The sequence below is a fragment of the Mycobacteroides chelonae CCUG 47445 genome (assembly GCF_001632805.1).
GTDB lineage: Bacteria > Actinomycetota > Actinomycetes > Mycobacteriales > Mycobacteriaceae > Mycobacterium > Mycobacterium chelonae.
Genome location: NZ_CP007220.1, coordinates 740836 through 759695, shown reverse-complemented (window position 1 = coordinate 759695; position 18860 = coordinate 740836). Strand labels below are relative to the sequence as shown.

The 18860-nt window shown below is 63.5% G+C and carries 21 protein-coding genes; 10 read left to right on the top strand and 11 right to left on the bottom strand.

The features are described 5' to 3' along the window. Positions 1-2: 2 nt before the first annotated feature. The 4 genes from BB28_RS03850 to BB28_RS03835 all read right to left on the bottom strand — a co-directional run bounded on the left by BB28_RS03850 (position 3) and on the right by BB28_RS03835 (position 3811). The gene (locus BB28_RS03850) at positions 3-1049 is read right to left on the bottom strand and encodes a hypothetical protein (RefSeq protein ID WP_046252590.1); all 1047 of its coding nucleotides are present in this window, start codon (positions 1047-1049) and stop codon (positions 3-5) included. Continuing rightward, on the bottom strand, positions 1046-1810 hold the full coding sequence (locus tag BB28_RS03845; RefSeq protein WP_046252589.1) for a hypothetical protein: 765 nt from the start codon (positions 1808-1810) through the stop codon (positions 1046-1048). Before BB28_RS03845 ends, BB28_RS03850 begins: the two co-directional genes overlap by 4 nt. Beyond that, positions 1807-2757 carry a hypothetical protein gene (locus BB28_RS03840; protein ID WP_225422032.1) on the bottom strand — a complete coding sequence of 317 codons (951 nt, stop codon included), beginning with the start codon at positions 2755-2757 and terminating at the stop codon, positions 1807-1809. The genes BB28_RS03845 and BB28_RS03840 overlap by 4 nt, the downstream gene beginning before the upstream one ends. Before the next feature lie 64 nt (positions 2758-2821). Then, positions 2822-3811, bottom strand: coding sequence for a hypothetical protein (locus BB28_RS03835; protein WP_046252588.1), 990 nt, complete (start codon positions 3809-3811; stop codon positions 2822-2824). Between the two features lie 235 nt (positions 3812-4046). Here BB28_RS03835 and BB28_RS03830 point away from each other — a divergent pair, with 235 nt between their 5' ends. From BB28_RS03830 to BB28_RS03800, 7 genes are all read left to right on the top strand, one after another. Next, positions 4047-5012, top strand: a complete 966-nt coding sequence (locus BB28_RS03830; protein ID WP_046252587.1) for an ABC transporter substrate-binding protein — start codon at positions 4047-4049, stop codon at positions 5010-5012. A gap of 112 nt (positions 5013-5124) precedes the next feature. Then, positions 5125-5580, top strand: a complete 456-nt coding sequence (locus tag BB28_RS03825) for an OB-fold domain-containing protein (protein WP_046252586.1) — start codon at positions 5125-5127, stop codon at positions 5578-5580. Then, entirely contained in the window at positions 5577-6053 is a 477-nt protein-coding gene (locus BB28_RS03820) for a Zn-ribbon domain-containing OB-fold protein (RefSeq protein WP_046252585.1), read from the top strand. Before BB28_RS03825 ends, BB28_RS03820 begins: the two co-directional genes overlap by 4 nt. Then, positions 6046-7116, top strand: coding sequence for a lipid-transfer protein (locus BB28_RS03815; RefSeq protein ID WP_046252584.1), 1071 nt, complete (start codon positions 6046-6048; stop codon positions 7114-7116). The genes BB28_RS03820 and BB28_RS03815 overlap by 8 nt, the downstream gene beginning before the upstream one ends. Beyond that, positions 7113-8267 carry a thiolase domain-containing protein gene (locus BB28_RS03810; protein ID WP_046252583.1) on the top strand — a complete coding sequence of 385 codons (1155 nt, stop codon included), beginning with the start codon at positions 7113-7115 and terminating at the stop codon, positions 8265-8267. The genes BB28_RS03815 and BB28_RS03810 overlap by 4 nt, the downstream gene beginning before the upstream one ends. Continuing rightward, positions 8264-9049, top strand: coding sequence for an enoyl-CoA hydratase-related protein (locus tag BB28_RS03805; RefSeq protein WP_046252582.1), 786 nt, complete (start codon positions 8264-8266; stop codon positions 9047-9049). The genes BB28_RS03810 and BB28_RS03805 overlap by 4 nt, the downstream gene beginning before the upstream one ends. Next, positions 9046-9690, top strand: coding sequence for a TetR/AcrR family transcriptional regulator (locus BB28_RS03800; RefSeq protein ID WP_046252581.1), 645 nt, complete (start codon positions 9046-9048; stop codon positions 9688-9690). The genes BB28_RS03805 and BB28_RS03800 overlap by 4 nt, the downstream gene beginning before the upstream one ends. On the opposite strand, the gene BB28_RS03795 is transcribed toward BB28_RS03800, so the two are convergent. The 5 genes from BB28_RS03795 to BB28_RS03775 form a co-directional block, all read right to left on the bottom strand. Next, complete coding sequence (locus BB28_RS03795) at positions 9687-10499, bottom strand: enoyl-CoA hydratase/isomerase family protein (RefSeq protein ID WP_046252580.1); 813 nt, start codon at positions 10497-10499, stop codon at positions 9687-9689. The genes BB28_RS03800 and BB28_RS03795 overlap by 4 nt on opposite strands. Beyond that, positions 10496-11266, bottom strand: a complete 771-nt coding sequence (locus BB28_RS03790; protein WP_046252579.1) for an SDR family NAD(P)-dependent oxidoreductase — start codon at positions 11264-11266, stop codon at positions 10496-10498. The genes BB28_RS03795 and BB28_RS03790 overlap by 4 nt, the downstream gene beginning before the upstream one ends. Further along, on the bottom strand, positions 11263-11862 hold the full coding sequence (locus BB28_RS03785; RefSeq protein WP_046252578.1) for a TetR/AcrR family transcriptional regulator: 600 nt from the start codon (positions 11860-11862) through the stop codon (positions 11263-11265). The genes BB28_RS03790 and BB28_RS03785 overlap by 4 nt, the downstream gene beginning before the upstream one ends. A 68-nt stretch (positions 11863-11930) precedes the next feature. Further along, positions 11931-12368: an SRPBCC family protein gene (locus BB28_RS03780; protein WP_030094281.1), complete on the bottom strand. Its 438-nt coding sequence runs from the start codon at positions 12366-12368 to the stop codon at positions 11931-11933. A 28-nt stretch (positions 12369-12396) separates the two neighbouring features. Beyond that, a complete protein-coding gene (locus tag BB28_RS03775) occupies positions 12397-12690 on the bottom strand; it encodes an SDR family oxidoreductase (protein WP_046252577.1) in 294 nt (97 codons plus the stop codon). Between the two features lie 106 nt (positions 12691-12796). Here BB28_RS03775 and BB28_RS03770 point away from each other — a divergent pair, with 106 nt between their 5' ends. Together BB28_RS03770 and BB28_RS03765 are read left to right on the top strand one after the other, a co-directional pair. Then, a complete protein-coding gene (locus tag BB28_RS03770) occupies positions 12797-13687 on the top strand; it encodes an alpha/beta hydrolase (RefSeq protein ID WP_046252576.1) in 891 nt (296 codons plus the stop codon). A 211-nt stretch (positions 13688-13898) separates the two neighbouring features. Next, the gene (locus tag BB28_RS03765; protein ID WP_046252575.1) at positions 13899-15374 is read left to right on the top strand and encodes a PPE family protein; all 1476 of its coding nucleotides are present in this window, start codon (positions 13899-13901) and stop codon (positions 15372-15374) included. Between the two features lie 21 nt (positions 15375-15395). On the opposite strand, the gene BB28_RS03760 is transcribed toward BB28_RS03765, so the two are convergent. After that, a complete protein-coding gene (locus BB28_RS03760; RefSeq protein WP_225421978.1) occupies positions 15396-15755 on the bottom strand; it encodes a hypothetical protein in 360 nt (119 codons plus the stop codon). Between the two features lie 415 nt (positions 15756-16170). On the opposite strand from BB28_RS03760, the gene BB28_RS03750 reads away from it, so the two are divergent. Continuing rightward, entirely contained in the window at positions 16171-17709 is a 1539-nt protein-coding gene (locus tag BB28_RS03750; RefSeq protein WP_046255506.1) for a rolling circle replication-associated protein, read from the top strand. Between the two features lie 24 nt (positions 17710-17733). On the opposite strand, the gene BB28_RS24365 is transcribed toward BB28_RS03750, so the two are convergent. Continuing rightward, positions 17734-18690, bottom strand: a complete 957-nt coding sequence (locus BB28_RS24365) for a DUF4365 domain-containing protein (protein WP_075874105.1) — start codon at positions 18688-18690, stop codon at positions 17734-17736. Positions 18691-18860: the final 170 nt, after the last annotated feature.

The following is an 18860-nucleotide window of genomic DNA, read 5'->3' as shown; positions in this document are numbered from 1 at the left end:
GGCTAGAGAGAGGAGGAGATGGCCGGTGACGACGTCTGTGTGGGCGCCGGGGCCGGGGTCGGCGTCGGGAAGTTGGGGATCACCGGTCGCGACGTACTCGGGGCGGCCGGAGCATCCGACGCCGGTGGCGGCGCGGGCGCAGGAGTGAACTCGTAGGCCGGAAGCGGCGGGGGTGGCGGATCATCGTCGCCCTCACGCCAGTGCGTCGAGCGATACAGATCGATCACCTTGCCAAGGTCGTGCAGGCGCAGCGCCGGTGGGCGGCCCCCGCGCGCGTCCCGAATGCGCTGCGCCTCCCATGCGACAAGGCATTGCGCAGTCGGCGTGTTGTACAGGCTTTCCAGGAAGGGAGTCAACGCCTTTGCGAGATCGCCCTCGGCCTTCAGGACGTCGTTCCGGTAGGGGCCGTAGTAGGGCAGGATCGCCTCCAGAACGCGCACCATGACTGTCTGGAACCGGGTGACAAACTGGTCGATCGCCCACGGATGCCGCGAGAGCAGCGGGGAGATCCGCGCCAGCACCGGGCCCATCATCTTCAGGATCGGTTCATACGCCGTAGCCGGAGCGAACGCCTCCGACGAGAACACACCCGCGGCCGGAGCCACATCGATCAGCGAGGCCAGCCCGCCCTGCTCATCCGGGCCAGGCGCCGGCCAGCCGAAGGGGCAGGGCTGCGCGACGGATATCGGAAGCCCGCGGTCGGTCACCGAAGGCAGTGCACCAAACGGTCCGGCAGCCTGACCCGGTGGATGCGAAGGCACCTGGGGGCGCGGCAGCGGCGCGATCAGTTGCGGCCCCGGTGGGGGCACCGGGATCGGGATGGCACCTTCGGGAATCGATCCGTCGCGGTTCACGATCTGGTATCCAACGATGGGCGCACGCGCAGGCGAATACGAAAGCTGGGTAATGGCGGCCACGCTGCCGATCACCGTAATGGCAGCGAATGCCCTTACGGCTATCCCGAATACGCGTTCCTTGGTGGGTCTGCCCCCAACGGAAGCAATCGGAGCAGCTATCGGAGCCGTCTCTTCTGCCGGTGTCGAACTCATCGGTCTTTCACCACGCCTTCGAGGTGCCAGACTCCCGTGAAACTGTTGAACGGGCCACCCACAATGAGGCTCGTCCAGTCGAGAGTGAACTTCTTAGTGTCCTTGTCGTATGTACCGGTGGCTTTGGGGCTTTCGCCGTCCACGGAATCGCGGCCGACCCAACGCCCGGCGACGAACTCCCACACCTGCTTGGCGCGAGCCTCACCGGGAATCTGCGCCTGCTCCTTGGGTTTCGGCTTGGGCGCGCCCTGGTTGAACTCCTGGCGGTTCCACGAGGCCGCCCATGCGGACACGTCCGCCGAGATCTGGTCGCCCGCCACCGTGGCCGAGGGCGCCGGGAGCTCGCGCTGGGTCTGCGGGTCGATCTTGTTGGTGGAGATGCCGAACTCGATATTGAAGAACTTCGTCGGCTGGGTGACGCGGGCCGCCAGCGAGTACCCGGTGGCCTCATCGAACGCCGGATCCGGCTCACCCTGGTAGTCACCCAGCGCCAAACCGCCATCCGCGCCCGGCGAGAGCAGAGTGGCCGCCCCTTGCGGCACAGGAGAATTCGCGTTGGGCATGAACGGACCCTCTTGGGGGTTGCCGCCCGGCTGCACCATCTTGAACCAGGTGCCGCTGAGCTTGTTCCCCTCGATCTTGCCGGGCTCCAATGCCAGCAACCCGGTGAGCGGAGACTCGGTAGGCTTCTCCGATCCACAGGCCGGAGCCGTCACCAGCACCACGGCCGCCAGCGCTACACCAAATGTGCCGCGCGTCATCGTTTTCTGGGCCACCGTGCGGCTCCTTTCACGTCAATAGCGGCAGCGGCCGCCAGTACACCGGGCACAAGGAAGAACCACCCGAAGTAATCGAATGATCGGAATCCCAGCGGGGCCGTGATCCGATCGAGCGCCACCACCCTGCCGAAATTGTCGACGTTGTCGGCCATCACCCCGATCAGCGAAGCGAAATCCGCTGTCATGGGCTGCCATTGCGAAACGAAGGCGTCGATACCCGGAACCGCGCGCGCCGAGTCATGCTGCCGCAGATCACCCAGGAACTGGGTGTCCAACTCCCCTTCCGCAGCGACCAGCACCACGAAGTGCCGCTGTACCGCGGCCACCCGCTCGTGGGTCATGATCGGGGTGAACGCGTCAATGAGCTGCGCACCCGCCGGGGCACGGGAAAACAGTCCGTCCGCGAAGGGCACGGCGATGAGCACCGCCGCCGCAAGGATCGCGAGAATCCGTGCACCGAAAGCTTTTTCACCGCTGCCAGTACGGCGGAGCCCCCATACACCGGCACCTACCAAGACCAGTCCCGGCACCGCCAGCAGGAACGGCAACACGTCGAACGGGCCCACGGCTCGCAACTGCCCGTAGTTACCCACCTGACCATCGACCGCATCGAGCAGACCGTTCATGTCCCGACGAATCGACGGATACTGCGCCACAAAGGTATCCAGTCGCTCGTAACGTCCTCCAGCGATCGACTGAGTCGCCTGCACATCGGTACGAGCGGCGTCGACGGTATCGAGGTAACCGCGGAACTTGGCGATCACCTCCGACGACACGTAGGGCCGGAACTCGGTCAGCAGCTGCTGACCGCCCGCGGCACGTGTGAACATTCCGGTGACCACCGGCAACGCGAACAGCAGCACACCAAGGGCGATGAGCGCGACAAACCGCCACCGGGGCCGCGGGGCCGGTCCGGCCTCCGCAACCACAGCCTCCTCACCGACGATGTCGGCGTACGAAGGCAGGGCCGGCTGAGACGTCTCAGCCAACCGCTCAGCGGCCACGGCTGAAGATCCGCTCCCCCAACACAAACAGGATTCCGCCGCCGATCGCCACGAACACCAACAGGGCAATGACCCATGGCGGAGTGATGGTGCGGGGATTGTCGTCAACCGGCAGCGCGATGAGCTGCTGGCCGGCCGACAGCGGTGGCGGTGCCACCACTTGTTGCCCAGCTTGCACGACGACCTGCCCGGGGGCCGCCGGCGCGGCCACGGCGGGAGGCGCATCCGCCGCTGCCGGTGGGGCGCCCGGCGGAGGAGGAGGTGGCGGCTCGGCCACTGCGGCGCCATCGGGGCTGCCCCCGACCTTGCCGACCAGATGCCATAGTCCGGTGAAGTCGTTGAAAGGACCACCCACGATCTGACTGGTCCACTCGACGATGAATGCGCCGGTGTTGCGGTCGTAGGTGCCGGTCACCGGTGTGGTCTTACCGGGAAATGCGCCACCGGGTTTCGGCGATCCCTGGTTGAACACCTGGTTGTTCCAGGTCACGCCGAAGGCACTGAGGTCACCGCCGAGCTTGTTGCCACTGACGGTGATCTGGGGCGTGGCAGTGCCCTGGCCGGTCTGCGGATCGGTCTGGTTGGACGCCGTGGCAAAGCCCACGCCATAGAACTTCACCGGCTGAGTGATACTGCCGGACAACGCATTTCCGTTTCCATCGAATGCGTTGCCAGGCTGCGGCTGATATTCACCGGACTTCAGGCCACCATCGCTACCCGGTGCCAGCAGAGTGACCGTGTTATCCGAGCACGTCGAATCGCCGTTGGCGAGATAGGGGCCGGAGGCGTCACCCGCGGGCAAGATCATGCGGAAATAGGAGCCCGTGGCGCGACCCTCCGCACAGCTGCCGGGAGTCAACGCGAATAGGCCGTTGAGCGGCGTGGCCGTATCGGCCACTGCCGGGTAGGCGGCAGGCGACATCGCCGCGGCTGCCACGACGAGGGCGACCGTCGCGCGGCGGGTGAGATGCTTAATCATCGGCTTCCTATTGGACTGTTGCACGTTGCTCTGACCCGTAGCACGAGCTGGGAACGGCGCAAACGTATGAAGGTCCCACCCCAGCGTCAATGGCAACGGCCAGCAAACGACATCCCGCCTGGTGACGTTCCCGCAGGTGGCAGGCGTGCAACCCCATGCCCGCCCGTTCGATTCACCCCGAGCCGATTGCGATCACATTCGTATATCGGCGCCGGCCGATGGTAGTTTGCTCGGTATGGCAACAGCCGGATGGCGCGTCATAGCCGCGCTGCTGACGCTGCTGGCCCTTGCCGGGTGTTCTCGCAACCAAAGTCCGCCGCCCGCCGCGCCGCCGACGTTGACTCCGGACGGCTTCCCGCTCAGCATCCCCCACAGGTACGGCGGCGCGTTCCTCGCGACACGACCCAATCGCGTCGTCACCCTGGGATGGAACGACCAGGACCTGGTGCAGTCGTTGGGCACTAGACCCGTCGGTGTCCGATCCACCCAGCCGGAGTATCCGATGTACCCCTGGGTCGTTCCGGAGGTCTCCTATCCCCCCGTCGTCTCGGGCTCGGAGCTGAACTTCGATGCCATCGCGGCCGTCAAACCCGATGTCATCCTGGCCACCGGCGCCGATATCGACAGACCCAGTTACGACAGGCTGGCCAAGATCGCGCCAACCGTGGTCTCCGAGGATCGAGTCGACCGCGCCGAAACACCTTGGTATACACAGCTCTTCACCATTGGGCGAGCCCTGGGCAAGTCTGATCGGGCGCGCATGCGATCCGAAGAGGTTGGGACTCGGTACAACCAGATACGCGCCGGACATCAGCATTGGGTCAACCGCACGGCCGTGGTCGATTGGGTCGCCGACGGACAAGGCACCTTCCTCTTGGGTTTCCGCGACCCACGCCGCGCGGTGTTCGACGGTCTGGGGTTCCTCAGCCAGCGATACTCCGGCCCGGTGCCGGATAACGAGCTGAAGGCCAAGGCCGACGAGGACCTCCTGGTAGTGGTGGGAGCCACCGAACAGCAGGCGAAGTCCACGAACGGTCTCGCCGATTTGCGCGCCGTCACCGAGGGGCGCGCTGTCTACATCCCGGCGGACAGTCCAGTGGTGAATGCCCTTCGGCTCGGAGGCCCCCTGGCCCGGATCTATGCCCTCGAACAACTGACACCCCAGCTCGAAAAGGCCCTGAAGCCACCCCCTCCGCGATAACCGCCATCCCCTCGCCGCATTGGTGTCCACGTAAATCTGTGGCCGCCATCACTGTCGTGTTACGGTCCTATCGCTCGATTCAATCAATTGATAGAACCGCGTCGGGAGGGCTGTGAGCGACCAATCCTCCGAATCCCTGCGGGCGTCGTACACGATCGAGTTCGGGTTCGAGCGCACCGTCGGCCCCAAGATCGGCACCTTCCTCGGCGGGCTACGCGACGGGCGACTGTTCGGAGTGCGGACAATCCATGGCCAGGTCTTGTGCCCGGCACTCGAGTTCGACCCGGCCGATGCCGCCCCTACCGGCGAGTTGGTAGAACTCGAACCGAAGGGCGTTGTCCTGCAATGGACCTGGGTACGGTCACGGCCGACAGACGAGTTGCGGGACGATTTCGCATGGGCGCTTATCCGCATCGACGGAACCACCAACGCAATGTTCCACGCCGTCGATGTCGGCGGGAATCCCATGACCATGAAAACGGGACTGCACGTCGTCGCACGATGGCGCCCGGACCGTGTTGGCGCCATCACCGATATCGCCTGCTTCGAACCCGCGGGCCCGCAGTGACCGCACTACCCGAACCGGTCTCCTCGATCGCCAGTCCGTTTCGCATGGACTACACGTATGTGGCGGGATCCGGTCGTTCGATCTTCCTGCGCGGACTGGCACACAGACGCCTGCTGGCACGCCGATGCCCTGGCTGTGAACGCACGTACTGTCCTGCGCCGCAATTCTGTTCGCGATGCCTGACGGAACTGGGCGAACCATTCCCCCTCCCGGGGACCGGAACGGTGGAGACTTTTTGCATCGTAAGCTTCCCCTTTCCGGGACAAGTGTTCGCGCCGCCCTATGCAGTGGCGCACATCCAGCTGCACGGCGCCGACAACAGACTCATGCACATGATCGGAGACACCGCGCCAGACCTCGTTCACATCGGCATGACCGTAGAGCCGGCCTGGGTGAACGACGAGGACCTCAGTACCAGCATGCAGAGCATCCGCTACTTCCGGCCGGTATCGAAAGAGGCGCCTCGTGCGTGATGTCGCCGTGGTTTCTTTTGCCCAATCAGCTTGTACTGCGGCAAATCTGCGTGATGATATGGCCGAGATCCTGCTACCCGTAGTCCGCGAGGCACTCGAGCAGGTAGAATTGCGTCGCGAGGACATCGACTTCTACGCCTCCGGCAGCCATGACTTTTTCGAGGGCCGTACCTTCGCGTACATCGAGTCCCTCGATGCGGTCGGCGCCTGGCCTCCGATATCGGAATCCCATGTCGAAATGGACGCCGCGTGGGCGTGTTACGAGGCTTGGTCATGGCTCCAGCTGGGCCACGGCGACATCGCCCTGGTGTACGGCATCGGCCGCGGCGCGCTGCCCACCGACCTGGACCAGGTGGCGCCCGCTTCACTGGACCCCTACTACCTGACCCCCCTTCATCCGCATCGGCATGCGATCGCCGGTCTGCAGGCGACGGCCGTCGTCGAGGCCGGTATCACCACAGAGCGCGAGATGGCCGATGTGGTGAACCAATCGCTGACCGATGCGTTGTCGAATCCCTTCGCGCTCAGGGCAGGTGCTCCGGGAGTCGAATCGCTGCTAGATCAGCCGTACATCGCCTCGCCACTGCGTCCGCACGATGTGGCACCGGTCGGTGACGGCGCCGCGGTACTGATCCTGGCCACCGGTGACGTGGCACGCCGCGTGGCCCGGCGTCCGGCGTGGATCAGGGCGATCGATCACCGGATGGACACGCACTACCCCGGCTCGCGGGATCTCGCGGTAGTGGACTCGGCACGCATCGCCGCCGAGAAGGCTGCTGCCATGGCCGGTTTCACTGTCGCCAGTGTGGAAGTCGCCGAGCTGCATACCGAGTACAGCTACGTGGAACCGCTACTCACCAAAACCTTGGGCATCGACAACGTGCTCGTGAATCCATCCGGTGGGCCGCTCGCAGGCGCGCCCGCCACCGCCACCGGCTTGATCCGCATCGGTGAATCGGCTCGCGCCATCATGCAGGGCCGCGCCACACGAGCACTGGCCCACGCCACCAACGGCGCTGCACTGCAGCACAATCTGGTGTGCCTCATGGAGGCGAGCGGATGAGCGCCCGCGTCGCCGTAGTCGGTGTCGGACAAAGCAAGCAGGCCAAGAAGCGTGAGGTCAGCATCGCGGCCCTAGTGCGCGAGGCGGTGGACGGTGCGCTGGCCGACGCAGAGCTGACGTTCGGTGATATCGACGCGATTGTGCTCGCCAAGACCCCCGATCTCTTCGACGGCGTGATGAACCCCGAGCTATACCTCGCCGACGCGATGGGCGCGCGCGGACTGCCGGTCACCCGGGTGTTCACCGGTGGCAGCGTCGGAGGGCATGCGGCCATCTATGCCGCACATCTGGTGCAGGCGGGACTTGCCGGAAGGGTGTTGGTTGTCGCGTATTCCAAAGAGTCAGAAGGCAACTTCACCTGGGCACTGTCCCGGCCGCTACCGTTCAGCGCCCAGCTGGGTGCTGGCGCGGGTGGGCATTTCGCACCCGTTATCCGCGAATACATCCGCCGCTCGGGCGCGCCGGAACACATCGGCTGGCAAGTCGCGGTTAATCATCGCCTCAACGCCATCCGTAACCCCTACGCACATATCCACAAACCCGATATCACCGTCGAGGAGGTACGCAGCTCGCCGATGCTCTGGGATCCCATCCGGTTCCTGGAATCCTGCCCGTCATCCGACGGCTCGTGTGCGGTCGTCATTTCTTCCGAACTGTTCGCGACGCATGCATCGCGACCGCCCGCCTGGATTCACGGCACCGGATGGCGCACCGAGACAGGACATTTCGCGGGCCGCGATGAGGTGAATCCACGCGCCGGGCAGGAGTGCGCCGCCGCGGCGTACCGCGAGGCGAGGATCACCGACCCGGCCACCGAGGCCGACGTATCCGAGCTCTACGTCCCCTACAGCTGGTATGAGCCGATGTGGATGGAGAACATCGGACTGGCTCCCGAGGGATCGGGCTGGCGCGCCGTCGACGAGGGCCACACCGCGTTCGAGGGCAGACATCCGATCAATCCGTCCGGTGGTGTGCTCTCGGGCAACCCCACCGGCGCGACCGGCCTGCTTCGGTTCGCCGAGGCCGCGTTGCAGGTGCGCGGGCTGGCGGGAGAACATCAAGTCGACGGTGCCAGACGCGCGATAGGCCATGCCATGGGCGGCGCATCGCAGTTCCATGCTTTGTGGGTGGTGGGGTGCGACAAACCATGATCGAAGATCGAGAACTCATCGTCGAGCGTGACGGCCCGATCGTCATCTTGACCATGAACCGTCCGCATCGACGAAATGCACTGTCCACCAACATGGTGGGACAGCTCGCCCAGGCCTGGGACGAGATCGACGGGGACGACGGCATCCGGGCGGCCATCATCACGGGCGCCGGTAGCGCCTACTGCGTAGGAGGCGATCTCAGTGATGGCTGGATGGTCCGGGACGGCTCCGCGCCGCCACTCGACCCCGCCGCCATAGGCAAGGGACTGCTACTCACCCATACCCTGACCAAGCCGCTCATCGCGGCGGTCAACGGCGCGTGCCTGGGTGGCGGATGTGAAATGTTGCAGCAGACCGATATCCGTGTTGCCGACGAGCAGGCAACGTTCGGTCTTCCGGAGGTGCAGCGTGGGCTGGTGCCCGGTGCCGGGTCCATGGTCCGGCTCAAACGGCAGATTCCCTACACCAAGGCCATGGAGATGATCCTCACGGGCGAGCCGCTCACCGCTCAAGAGGCCTATCATTTCGGCCTGGTGGGCCACGTGGTCCCAGCGGGCACCGCATTGGACAAGGCGCGCAGCCTCGCCGAACGCGTGGTGCGCAATGGCCCGCTGGCGGTGCGCAATGCCAAGGAAGCCGTGGTGCACAGCGGTTGGATCGCCGAGGAAGACGCCCGCGCGATCGAGGCCCGCCTGACCCGCCAGGTGATCAGCTCCGCCGATGCGCGCGAGGGGTTGACCGCATTCCGCGAGAAGAGAGAGGCGCGGTTCACCGGGCAATGACCGACATAGCATCTGAAACAGCCACCTCTGCACATGATTCCACCGATCAGCGATTGCTCAGCGCCGCCGAGCGGCTGTTCGCCGAACGTGGTGTGGATGCGGTGTCACTGCGCGCCATCATGGCGGCGGCCGGCACCAATGTCGCGTCGGTGCACTATCACTTCGGGTCCAAGGAACGTCTCATCGAGGCGCTGCTCGATAAGTACCTGAATCAGCTCGAAAAGCGCCGGTTCGCGTTGTTGGACATCGCCGAGAAGGCCGGGACACTGCGCGCCATCGCCGAGGCGATCGTCGTCCCGTTATCCGAGATCGGCGAAGAGGGCGGAACCGCATGGCTTTCCACCCTCGGCAAGCTCCTCATCAGCGGGCACCCCGCATTGATCCCGATGAGCGTGAGTTTTCAACCTCAGGCCGCGCGACTACAGGAGCTGATCGTGCGGCTGCGCCCGAACGCCTCACTGCCCTCAATCCGATTCGGGGTCACCCAGGCGGTCACATTGACCTGTGTAGTTCTCGGCGACATCGCGCACACCAATCGACTGATGTCCCTGAGCGGCACCTATCTCGACGACGGGCAGATGAATGCGCAACTCATCGACATGGTGACCGCCATCCTGGCCGGACCTCCGGCAGAGGACTAGGTGCGCCCCTCCCGAAAAGCGTCGAACGAACGGCGCAATTCGCCGGTGGCAGTGCACATCACCTGGGTCCTGTTCTCCAGATCCAGCGCGTGACGCAGGCTCGGCGCGTCGACCGTCTGCCACATCGTCTCTTTCGTCATCCATACCGCCAACGGTGAGTGCACGGCGATTTCTTCGGCCTTCGCAGTCGCCGCGTCAAGGAGGGTTTCGGCGGGCGCCACGTCGAAGATCAAGCCGATCCGTTGCGCCTCGTCGGCACCGAACACCCGTCCGGTCAACATCAACTCCGCGGCGCGGGCCGCACCCACCAACCGTGGCAGGTGATAGCTGGTTCCCATATCGCAGTTGGACACCCCATGACGAATAAACACGGCACCGAATGAGGCCTCCGGACAGGCGAACCGGATATCGCAAGCCAGCGCCAATGCGAACCCGCCACCGACCGCGTGTCCATTGACAGCAGCGATGACGGGCTGACGCATCCGGTGAATCCGTTCGAACAGCGAGGCCATCAACTCCTGAGCCGCCAGCGTACGCACCAGCTCCGAGTCGGTGGCACCGAGCAGCGCGGCCGTGGAGGTCGCCCCGATATTGGTGAAATCAGTGGGCAGCGACTTCAGATCGGCCCCGGCACAAAATGTTGCGCCAACTGCGGTGAGAACCACCACCCGCACCTTGGGGTCGCCATCGGTCTTCTCGACCACGGAGTGCAGCTCGGCCACCGTCTGCGGATCGAGTGCATTGCGGCGCTCGGGACGATCGATCGTGACCACCAGGATTCCGTTGTCGCGATGCTCCGTGCGAATCATCGGGCCACCAACCCTCCGTCGGCGATGATGGTCTGACCGGTGATGTAGCTGCCCGCATCGGATGTCAAAAGCAGTGCGGTACCCACCATTTCGTCGGGGAGTCCGAGCCGTTTGAGGTGGTTGGCGTTGGCCATTCGTTCCACCTCTGCGGGCGGGGTCTTGCGCACCATGTCGGTGTCGATCGCGCCGGGGGCGAGTGCGTTGACACGCACCCCTCGCGAGGCGAGCTCGGCCGCCGCCGACCGCGTGTAGGAGACGAGTGCGGCCTTTGCCGCCGAGTACATGGAGACGCCCTGGCCAAACATGAAGGCGCCCACCGAGACGACGTTGAGCACCGCCGCATGTCGACTGGTCACCAGATGCGGCAGCGCGGCTTGCACCAGAAACACCGGCCCCCGCAGGTTCACACCGAAAGACTTGTCCCACCCGTCGACGGTGAATGCGCCCACCGGTTCGGTGAGCGCATTGGCGGCATTGTTCACCACGACGTCGATACCGCCGAACTCCTCGACGGCGGCCTTAACCAAGTGTTCCAGCGATTCGATGTCGCCCGTGTGCGTCGGTACGCCCAGTGCCCGCCCACCCAGGGAGCGCAGATGCTCGACCGTCTCGGTACACGCTTCCGGTTTACGGCTTGCAACAACCACATTGGCACCCGCACAGGCATAACCTTCGGCGAGAGATCGCCCGATTCCACGGGTGCCCCCGGTCACGATCACCGTACGCCCAGTGAGGTCGAACAGGCTGGAGAAAGTTTCTCGGTTCATCGTTCCCTCACTCTTCGCTGGTCCATCATGCTCGCCGCGCGAACCACACCAAGAATCTGCTCGATGAGCGCTTCGTCGGCGGTGCCGCGCAAGACGCCGTGATAGACAGCCATACCCACGACGGTGTCGAAGAGCGCGTCGGCCCCGGGCCGGCCCGCACACCGGCCGGCCACGACGGCCTCGGCGTGTGCCGTCCGGAATGCTTCGCGCAGAGGCATTTCGGTGCGTGCGACCAAATCCGCGTACTGACCCGGTTCGCGGTGGTACTCGACGAGGAGTCCCGGCATCGCGGCGCGGGTAGCAGGATCGGCAAAGTACTCGACCACAGCGCGCACCACAACGGGCAGATAGTCCTGGAATTCGCCGCGATCGGCGAGGGCCGCAGGCCACGGGCGGTCCGCGATCGCACTCTCCACCATGGCGGCCTGCGTGGACCAACGCCGGTAAATCGTGGGAGCACCGATGCCCGCGGCGCGGGCCACGGCGGGGATGGTGGTGCCCTGATATCCCTCGGTCGCCAACATCTGGCGCACGGTCTCGCGCACCGCGTCATCCTTGTCGGGATCGCGGGGACGTCCCCCCTGGCGTCTATCCACTATCCCAGCACTCCCTAGTTTCGATATTTGCAATAACGATACTAGGGAGTCCACAGGGAGGGAAGGGTCTACCGGTAGGTGGCGAGGACCTGCTTGCGCAGTCCATCGGTGGCGGTTTCCATGGCGCCCTTGATGGCCCGCTTCAGCACGAACCCGGGCAGTGGGATCAGCGGGTCGACGGTCAGCTCGAACTTCACGTGCGTCTTGTCCCCCTTGGGCGTGAAGGTGTACTTACCGTCCTGACGGCGCTGCTGACTGGCCTTAACCAGGGTCCAGCTGACCGTATCGGCGCCCCAGGTGTAGGCGACGGTTTGTTCGTCGGTGATGCCCGCCGTCTTCACCTTCATCTTCACCTCGTGCGGTCGTCCGTCGTCGCCCGTGGTCAGCACCGTCGAACTCTGATGCGCCGAAGACCATTTCGGCAGAACCTCGAAGTCTGCGATGACATCCATGATCTGCGCGGGGGTCGCCTCGATGACGATTTCCCGGGTATCGCTAGTGGCCATGCATCTGACCCTAGCGACCCCGCGAGCGCTAGACGGTAAATCCCCCGTCGATGTTGATCGCGGTTCCCGTGATGTACCAGGCCTCATCGGATGCCAGATAGCTCACCAAGCTGGCGATGTCGCGAGGCTCGGCCTTCACCGCCAGCGCCCAGCCACCATCCTCCTTGACATCGGCCACGACGTCCGCGGCCGGTTGCGGTGAACTCGAGAACGTGAAGACGACACGCGCACCATCGTCGGCAAGCCTGCGCACGATGGCTGCGCCTATTCCGCGCGATCCGCCGGTGACAAACGCGCGCCGACCCTTCAGTGGTGGAGTCATGGTGGTCCTTCCGTAGGTACGCACGGGTCAAGTGGACTCGGGTCCGAAACATTCCCCGTCATGCCAAACCGCCACGTTATGCGCCTCCCACCGGCATACTCACTGTGTGTCGTCACCTGACATTCACCCCAACCTCCGTTTGGCGGCCAAGGTATTTCCACGACAGGTCGGCCTGCCCCGAACCCTTTCCACCCTGCGCGGATTGATCCGCACCTCGGGGCTGTTTCCCAGATTTGGGGTGCGTACCGTCGCGGTGAACGACGACGTGACGGTACGTGCACACGTTCCCAAAAACCTGACCGAGCCGTCCCCGGCTCTGCTGTGGATTCACGGCGGCGGCTATGTGATGGGCACGGCACGTCAGGATGACTTCTTCTGCCGCAAGGTCATGCGGGAAACGGGGCTTCCCGTCGTGTCGGTCGACTACCGGCTGGCACCCGAACATCCCTATCCGACACCCGTCGAAGACTGCTATGCGGCGCTGCGCTGGCTATCGGTGCAAGGCTGGATCGACCCAACACGCATCGCCATTGGCGGCGCCAGCGCAGGCGGCGGACTGACCGCAGCCCTTGCGCTGCTGGCGCGCGATCGAGGCGAGGTCGCACCGGCGGCGCAGCTGCTGGTCTACCCGATGCTCGATGACCGCACCACCGCGCGCACCGACGTCGACGAAACCAACCTGCGGATGTGGAGCACCAAAAGCAACCGGTTCGGCTGGGACTCGTACCTTGCGGACACCGACCGCAATGTCGCCGTACCGGGTAGGCGGTCGGACTTGACCGGAGTGGCGCCGGCCTGGTTGGGCATCGGGACGGCCGACCTGTTTCACGACGAGGACCTCCTCTACGCCGAACGTCTGCGTGCCGCCGGAGTGCCCTGCGAGCTGGAAGTCGTGGAGGGCGCTTTCCACGGCTTCGACAGGTTCGTGCCATGGGCCGGGGTGTCAAAGGACTTCGTGGCCAAGGCTTGCCGAAGTCTGCAGGGCGCGCTTATTTGATCGAAGCCTGACGGCCGGATCTAGCGCACCAGGTCTCTGAACACGGCTGGCCGACAACGGCTCTCCGGGGTCTTTGGCATCAACCCCGTCGAACCCGGGACCACACAAACCGAACCCCTATGGGGTACCGGCACCGCCTCGCATCCCACACGCTAATGTAAATGAATATCGTTATCGTTGTCATTAGTGCGGTGGAGGGTGCGGAGTGGCTATGCCGGTGTGGATGGCTTCGCCGCCGGAGGTGCATTCGACTCTGCTCAGTGGAGGTCCAGGCCCCGGGCCGCTGCTCGCCGCCGCAGCCGAATGGTCCTCGCTGGGGGCGCATTACACCGCGACGGCCGATGAGCTCCGGGCGATTCTGGCCGCCACCCATGCGGCGACGTGGCAGGGTCCCAGTGCGGACACGTATGTGGCGGCGCACATTCCGTATCTGGAATGGCTGACCCAAGGCGCCATCGAAAGCAATGCCCGTGCGGCTCAGCATGGGACCGCGGCCGCCGCATACAGCACGGCGTTGGCGATCATGCCCACTCTTGCCGAGCTGGCCGCCAACCACGCCACACACGCGACGTTGTTGGCAACAAACTTCTTCGGTATCAACACAATCCCCATCGTTGCCACCGAAGCGGACTACGTCCGCATGTGGGTTCAGGCCGCCACGACGATGGCGACTTACCAAACCGCCTCCGAGGTCGCACTGGCGTCTACGCCGCCTTCCACACCGCCTCCGTCGATCCTGCACGATCATGACCACGAGCACGAGCACGAGCACGAGCACGAGCACGACGATGGCCACGGCCATGGGGATTTGGACCCCACCGACCCGGAGTGGTGGGTGGATGTGGCCGGTGAGATGGTCGAGCATCTCAAGCTGCTGTGGAACAACCTGCTGACCGATCCGGCCGCACTGTTGACCAACCTTCCGTTGGTGTTGGCGGATGTCGCTTTTCATGCCGCACAATTGGCTTCGACAATCGGCCAGTTCGCCCCGGCGCTGATCCAGCCCGCACTTGCTCTGGCGATCGCCAGCCTAAGCTCAGTGGTCGGGTTGGCAGGCCTGGCCGGAATCCAGCCGTCGCCTGAAATCGTTGCGAAGGAACCAAACCCCGTCCCGGAGTCTCCCACCGCGGCGGCTGCTGGGACGGCTCCTGCGTCTAGTTCATCGCCGTCGGCTCCCGCACCGGCCCCCTCCGGCGCACCAGGGCCAACCGCCCCAGGTACCGCGCCTGCGCCGTCGCCTCCTCCCCCACCCGTCGGAGATCCAGGTTTCTCGTTCCCATACGCGGTCGGCGGCGGCCCCCGCATCGGCGCAGGATTGGCCCTGGCGAGCCAGGTCTACACGAGAGCCAGTACATCAGCCAGGAACTCAGCATCAGAACGGGCGTCGACGGACGCGACGGCCGCGGCACGACAGGGACGCCGACGACGCGATCGGAGCAAGCAGGAAGGCCGCGCCGTCGAATACATGGATATGGACACCGCCCCAGCAGCGGTCTCGCATACCAACGCTGACGTGACGGCCTCTGGCCGCGCGGCTGGGCCCATGGGATTCACCGGTACGGCGCCCAGAACAGGCTTGGCAGCAACCGGATTGGCCACATTGGGCCGCGATGACGACTTCAGTGAGGGCGCTCGGGCGCCGATGGTCCCCAACACCTGGGACCCGGACGGTGCCGACGCAGATTAGCGGCGCGGCATTCGGTGACACTTAGCAGGTGATCGAGACCAGAGCGACCTTGTGATCGATCACCGACACAGTTGTCGGAGCATTCCGCACGTCCCGGGCCGGCTGCGCCGAGTAGACCGGGGACTGCTCCTCGACGGAAGCAACGCACCTGCTCAAATCTGTCGCAGCGCCGCTCTTGGAGACGATCACCCGGTAGCCCTTGGCTTTCAGGTCATTAATAACGGCACTCGCATCACCGACCCCCGTAGGACCCGCGTGAGCAAGCCCCGAGGAGCCCACTGCGCCGATCATGCCGACGGCCGCGATGGCAAGCAGTCCAGTCCGCCGGTACGTCCCCCGCCACGCTGAACGGGACCGGTCTCGAAGGGCAAACTTAACCATAACTAGATACTATACTTGTTAAGTACTAATCAACAATAGTGCTTTCGTGAACCTATGGCGGCAGTGACTATGCCTGAGGTAATAGACACGATTGGTCCACAGAAACTGAGCTGGACCGAGAAGACGCCCCGAGATACAGAAAAACCCGCCGTCTCCGGCGGGCTCTCGTGGTGGCCAGGGCCGGGATCGAACCGGCGACCTTCCGCTTTTCAGGCGGATAAAATAGCCATTGACCTGTGGTTTATCTGTCTCTATGCGTTCTATGCGTCGCATTGAGCAGGGCTGACGTATTCGAGCTGTCCGGGGAACGGACATAAACCGGACACGGTGCTTGCACTCCCGATCAGGTACTCCCCCTTTTTTGTTGCGTTGATGATGCGCGCTGTGGGTGGGGTTCCGGGGAGCAGGTACCTCGATGCCTTTCAGCATCGCATCTTCCACCGCTGCGACGGAACATCTCGCTGGGGTTAGGTCGTCGGCATCTTCGACGTCCACGTCTGGGTCGGTTTGTGGTGGGGCCGGAGCCGTGGACGGCGGGAAGCCGCGAGCGCCCGAGGCCCGAAGGGCCGCAGGGCGCGAGAGCGGCAGCGGTCGGCTGGACAACGGCCACGGCGCAGGCCACACCACAGCCGCCGAAGGCTGCGGGCTTGTTATATGTGCCAAAAATGTCCGCACACCCGACGAGGAGGTTTCCGAGCCCCGGAAGTGGCGGGCTGTCGACGCGTTGGGCATGCGGTTCCCGAGCCCGGAAATGGTTGCCTCGGCTGCCGCATTGTTCGACAAAGCCGTACCGTGGGCCACGGATCGGGGCCGACTCAGCGCTGAACCTGAATCCGGCCGATTCCGTATCACTGTGGGTCCGGGGGTGATACGGCTCGGCTGGACCAACCCCGTCCGAAAAGAAAAAGCCAGCCAGCGAGCCGGGCACAGGCATGAACTGGACATCGCCGACTGGCAGCACCGCGTTAATGATCTGCTCGCCAAAGCGTCCCGGCTAGATGCTCAGGCCGTCGTGACTGTGTCGCGACGGAGCCTTACGGACATTGCCCCCGGCAGAACCGGACGGGTCATCACGAACTGGTCGCGTAAATCCCGGTCGGCGATGTGCCGCACCTTCGCCGAACTCGACTACACCCCACTAGTCGAGTCAGGTCGCATCCCGGCCATGGTGACCTTCACCTACCCCGGAGAGTGGGAAACAGTCGCACCCAACGGAGCTTCAGTGAAAAGGCATATGGTGTTGTGGCGCAAACGGTTCCAACGTGAATACGGAGAACCGCCGCGCTACATTTGGAAACTAGAGTTTCAGCGCCGAGGCGCACCGCATATCCATTTGTGGATGACCCCGCCCCAAGCCTTCGGCAAGTCCGGGATGCCCTTCGCATCGTGGCTATCTGAAACCTGGGCCGAGATCGTGGACCACACCGACGACGAACAGAAGCTACGGCATCGTCTCGCCGGAACAGCCATCGACATCCTCTCCGGCTTACGGGCCTGTGACCCGAAGCGGCTGGCGATCTACTTCACCAAGCATTCATCCCCAAACAGTCACGGAGACAAGGAATACCAGCACATCGTCCCTGAACAATGGCAGCAACCAGGTAAAGGGCCTGGCCGCTTCTGGGGTGTCTACGGTCTCGCTAAGGCCATCGTCTCCGCCGACGTCACTCTAGACACCTACCTTGCGGTGCGGCGCACCATTCGCCGCTGGTCACGGAACCAGGCCGTCTACGCTAACCCGGCCTCTCGATACCCTACCGATGTTATTCCTCGCACTAGCCACCTCATCGTCCCACGAGTAGAACGGACCACCGGGATCGTCAACCGCCGCCGAGTACGCAGACGGCGCCAGCTATGTGATCAAGGCGGACTCAACGGTGGCTACGCATTGGTCAACAGCGGCCCGCTATTCGCAGCGCAACTCGCCCGTATCACCACAATCGACCATAGCTAAGGGCGTTCGTGCAGCGAATTCCAATTAGTTCACTTCACAGGGCCCTGATTCGATACCGCCTGAAACAATTTCATTTCGCCGCTTTGCATGAGATTTGACTTTGTTAATCAAGATGTTCCGCATACCGGGCTTCATAAGGACCCGACATTTCCTGCTCCAAAGTATCGGATCAATCTCGGCATCGGAAATTTCAAATCCATTATCACGCGAATACTGGGCCATCGCACCAACCAGAGCCAGCACCCTCCCTGTAGATGGAACATGCTTCCCTGAAAGATAGTTGCATATCGCTGCCGCGTCACAGCCTGTAGCATTCGAAAGGATTTCCACTGGAGGCGCACCGGCAAATCCATGCAGACGCGTTAGGTCGGCAGCAAAAGCCACTTTTAAATCTCCATAGTTAAGTTCATCAACAGACCGTTGACTTGCCGATAAAGCTAGATTGATGTTGTGGATGAGTGCATAGTCAGCTTGCCGTTTAATGGTACGCCTAGAAAGTAATTCTGAGCTCCTAACTGACTTATCAGCTAGTAGTGAAATTAACGCCTCCGATTGACCGAACTCTAGACAATTATCTATTGGCACAAAGACCTTGACGCCTTTTCCTGTAGCAACCATTGATTGCCTCGTCAGTGCGGCCCAGTATGACTCACCTGTTCGTTCGTCATGGAGAACAAGGATGTGAGGTAGTGTATGAGTCAACCAATATTGTGCACGGTCTTTTTCACAACGAAACCACCATCCGATGACAGCGCCCCTGCCGTCACGGCGAACTTCGCCAAAGTGGCTCTCCCCGGTTTTAACCTGGACACCGAGAAGTCCACGTTCGACCAATTGATCATCACGAACGATTAACATCAAGTCAGTGCCCACGTCATGTTGCTGTGGCACCTCGATAGGTCCACAATTCAGCTTCAAGAAAGCAAGTTTGACGGCGGCCTCACCGATTGTTCCTAACTGTCTCTCTGGTGGCTGTGGCATGTCCGCAGAAATTCCAATCCTATTGTCACTATATAACTTTCTTGATATTGCACAAATTAGCTAAATAATACACCTGCTTGCCGCTTCAGCCTCCGTTATCCGCAAATTTTTATAGGGTCCAACCAACCCGGACGGCATTGATGCAATTGGTGACCCGACGAACGCGGTGA